This window comes from Actinotalea sp. (assembly GCF_035443605.1).
Classification (GTDB): domain Bacteria; phylum Actinomycetota; class Actinomycetes; order Actinomycetales; family Cellulomonadaceae; genus Actinotalea.
The window spans coordinates 12,793-15,864 of the sequence record NZ_DAORSQ010000063.1 but is presented as its reverse complement, the minus strand read 5'-3'; the positions used below and the strand labels follow the sequence as shown (position 1 = coordinate 15,864).

General features: G+C 75.9%; 5 protein-coding genes. 1 reads left to right on the top strand and 4 read right to left on the bottom strand.

Annotated features, from left to right (window positions below; all coding sequences use genetic code 11):
* Positions 1-364, top strand: a 364-nt coding sequence (locus PKY62_RS08490) for a TCP-1/cpn60 chaperonin family protein (RefSeq protein ID WP_324536276.1), incomplete at its 5' end; no start/stop codon positions are given.
* A 96-nt stretch (positions 365-460) separates the two neighbouring features.
* Here PKY62_RS08490 and PKY62_RS08485 read toward each other — a convergent pair.
* The 4 genes from PKY62_RS08485 to PKY62_RS08470 form a co-directional block, all read right to left on the bottom strand.
* A complete protein-coding gene (locus PKY62_RS08485) occupies positions 461-739 on the bottom strand; it encodes a DUF4031 domain-containing protein (RefSeq protein ID WP_324536275.1) in 279 nt (92 codons plus the stop codon).
* A gap of 80 nt (positions 740-819) precedes the next feature.
* Positions 820-1,110, bottom strand: a complete 291-nt coding sequence (locus PKY62_RS08480; RefSeq protein WP_324536274.1) for a WXG100 family type VII secretion target — start codon at positions 1,108-1,110, stop codon at positions 820-822.
* 171 nt (positions 1,111-1,281) lie between these two features.
* Complete coding sequence (locus PKY62_RS08475; RefSeq protein WP_324536273.1) at positions 1,282-2,049, bottom strand: HD domain-containing protein; 768 nt, start codon at positions 2,047-2,049, stop codon at positions 1,282-1,284.
* Between the two features lie 39 nt (positions 2,050-2,088).
* Positions 2,089-3,072 (bottom strand): sensor histidine kinase (locus PKY62_RS08470; protein ID WP_324536272.1); only part of this gene is annotated, 984 nt, incomplete at its 5' end.

Below are 3,072 nucleotides of genomic sequence, written 5' to 3'. Positions count from 1 at the left end.
CCAGGCGGTCTTCGCCAAGCTCGAGCTCGAGGGTGACGAGGCGACCGGCGCGAACATCGTCCGCGTCGCGCTCGAGGCTCCGCTCAAGCAGATCGCCATCAACGCCGGCCTCGAGGGCGGCGTCGTGGCGGAGAAGGTCCGCAACCTCCCGTCCGGGCACGGCCTCAACGCCGCGACCGGCGTGTACGAGGACCTGCTCGCGGCCGGGGTCAACGACCCGGTGAAGGTGACGCGCTCTGCCCTGCAGAACGCGGCGTCCATCGCGGCCCTGTTCCTCACCACCGAGGCCGTCGTGGCCGACAAGCCGGAGCGTCACGCCCCGGCCGGTGGCGGCGACGGCGGCATGGGCGGGATGGACTTCTGATCGACTGATCAGGTCCGCTCGCACCACAGCACCGACACGGCGGGCGTCCCCCTCGGGGGGCGCCCGCCGTGCTGCGTGCCGGGGGTGCCGCACGGCTCAGTGCGTGTGGGGGACCCGGTCGCGGGCCCGCACGCGCAGGCCCGACGCGCGCAGGCGCCGCACGAGCACCCGACCGTCGACGAGCTCGGCGCCCAGGGCCACCAGCTCGCCGTACCGCTCGGCGGGGACGTCGTAGTGGTCCTGGTCGAACCCCCGCTCGGGGATCCCGGCCCGGGCGGCGAAGGCGTGCAGCTCCGCCAGCGACGTGTCGCTCACCAGGTGGCCCCAGACGCGACCGTGCCGGGGCCACAGGGGAGGGTCGATGAGCACGGCCATCCGGTGATGGTGCCAGGTCGGCCCGGCCGGCGCGCGCGGCGGCCGGCGCCGGTCACCCGGCCGCGTGTCGGGACCCGCCCTCAGCGCCAGAACAGCCGGGCGGCCTGCTGCTCCGCCTCGGCGTAGTGCTGGGCTGCCGCGCCGAGCGCTGCGGTGATCTGGTCGAGGCTCGCCTCGACCCGGTGCTGGGTGACCGTCCAGTCGGCGAGGACCCCGCCGAAGGCGGTCGCGGCACCGCCGTGCCAGCCGGCCTGCAGGTCAGCGAGGTGGCGCACCAGGGCTGCCACCTCGCTGCGGATCACCGTCACCGACGCCCCCGCCGCGGCCCCCGCCTGGGCGACCTGCGCACTGTCGACCTCGTACCTGCTCATGCCCGTCTCCGTCCGTGTCGTGGTGCGGCAACGGTAGGCGGGGGTGGCCAGACGTCGTGGCCGGGTACGGGCGGGCTGTGGAGGGACGGGCCAGGACCGGGTGGCCAGGGTGCGGGGGTGCCGTGGAGCCGGGCCGCGTGGCGTGACCCTGGGGACGGCGCGCTCCGCGCGTCAGGCCTCGGTCGCCTCCGCCGCCTCGACGGCGGCCGCTGCCGCGGCCTCGGCCGCGTCCTGCGCCGCGTGGGCCGCCTCGATCTTGGCGAGCTCCTTCTCGAGGCGGTGCAGCTCCCCGCCGAGGTTCTGCCGCGCCGGCTCCTCCCACGCCGCGCCGAGCGGGCTGGAGAAGAGGGTGGGTCGGTGCTCGAGGCGCCGCAGGATGGCGATCCGCGCGCGGACGAACTCCTCGACGGGCAGGTGGGCGTACTCGGCCCGGATGTCGGTGAGGTAGGCCTTGTACCGCTGCGGGTCCGCAGCCAGCATCGCCAGGTCGGCGTCGCACAGCACGGCGCAGTCGAAGTCCTCCGGCCGCGAGACGTGCCGGGCCAGCGCCACGACGAGCTCCACGACGCGGTCGACGGCGGCGGGCCGCAGACCCAGGCCGGTCAGCTCCTCGCGCGCGAGCGCGGCGCTGGCCATCTCGTCCTCGCCGCCGCGGTGGGCGTAGGAGACCTTCTCCGCCGCGTCGAAGACGGCGCCGTGGTACCAGGCGGCCAGGCGGACGAGGTCGGGCTCGTGGGTCTCCTCGGCGAGCTCGTCCACGCGGGCGAGCACGTCGGTCAGGTGTCGCAGGTTGTGGAAGTGGCGGTGCGGGTCGGACCAGCGCTCGAGGAGCTCCTCACCGACCGCGTCGACCTCGTCCCGCGGGGCCGTCGCCCCGGCGCCGACGGCCGCTCTGCTCCACGCCGAGATCAACCACTGGGGTGCGTCGGTGACGCCCATCGCCGTGCCTCATCCTGTCGGGGACAACGACTGGTCATGCTAGACCGTCGGCCCGCTCCCGGCGGCCGGGAGCAGCAGTCGGACGGTCGTCCCGCCGCCGTGCGTCTGCGCCAGCGCGACGCTGCCGGCGTGCGCATCGACGATCGCCGCGACGATCGCCATCCCCAGGCCCGCCCCGCCCGAGTCCCTGCCCCGGGACGCGTCGACCCGGTAGAACCGCTCGAAGACCCGCGCGGCGTGCTCGGGGGCGATGCCGGGGCCGTGGTCGCGCACCTCGAGCGCGGCGTGCGCGCCGTCGGCCGTGCGGCCCACGGCGATCTCGACGTCCGTGCCGGCCGGGGTGTGCTGCACGACGTTGCCGACGAGGTTGGCGACCACCTGGCGCAGGCGTGCCTCGTCACCCACGGTCAGGGCGCCCGCCGTCGTGCCGCCGTCCCACCCCATGAGGCGGACGGTGCGGGAGGGGTCGAGGGCGCGCAGGTCCGCGACGGCATCCCCGGCGAGCACGGCGAGGTCGACCGCGTCGTGGCGCTGCGGACGGCCCTCGTCGAGCCGCGCGAGCGCGAGCAGGTCGTCGACCAGCGAGCCCATCCGGACGGCGGATCCCTCGATGCGCCGCAGGGACCCCGCGACGTCCTCCTCCGTGGTCAGCGCACCCATCCGGTAGAGCTCGCCGTACCCGCGGATGGTGGCCAGCGGGGTGCGCAGCTTATGGCTCGCGTCGGCGACGAACCGGCGCATCCGCTCCTCGGACGCCGTCCGGTCCGCGAAGGCCCGCTCGATCTGGGTCAGCATGCCGTTGAGGGCCCCGGCCAGCCGGCCGACCTCGGTGGTCACCGGGCGGTCCGGCACGCGCCGGCTGAGGTCGCCGGCGGCGATCGCCGCAGCGGTGTCCTCGATCTCGCGCAGCGGCCGCAGGGCGCGGCGCACGCCCCACCACCCGGCCAGCGCACCGAGGGCGACGACGGTGACGGCGATGAGCCCGAGCGCGACGCGCATCTGGCGCAGGGTGGCCTCCGCCGC

Coding starts and splice junctions, on each gene's coding strand:
- PKY62_RS08485 (WP_324536275.1), bottom strand. CDS start 739: ATGGCCGTGCTCATCGACCCTCCCCTGTGGCCCCGGCACGGTCGCGTC.
- PKY62_RS08480 (WP_324536274.1), bottom strand. CDS start 1,110: ATGAGCAGGTACGAGGTCGACAGTGCGCAGGTCGCCCAGGCGGGGGCC.
- PKY62_RS08475 (WP_324536273.1), bottom strand. CDS start 2,049: ATGGGCGTCACCGACGCACCCCAGTGGTTGATCTCGGCGTGGAGCAGA.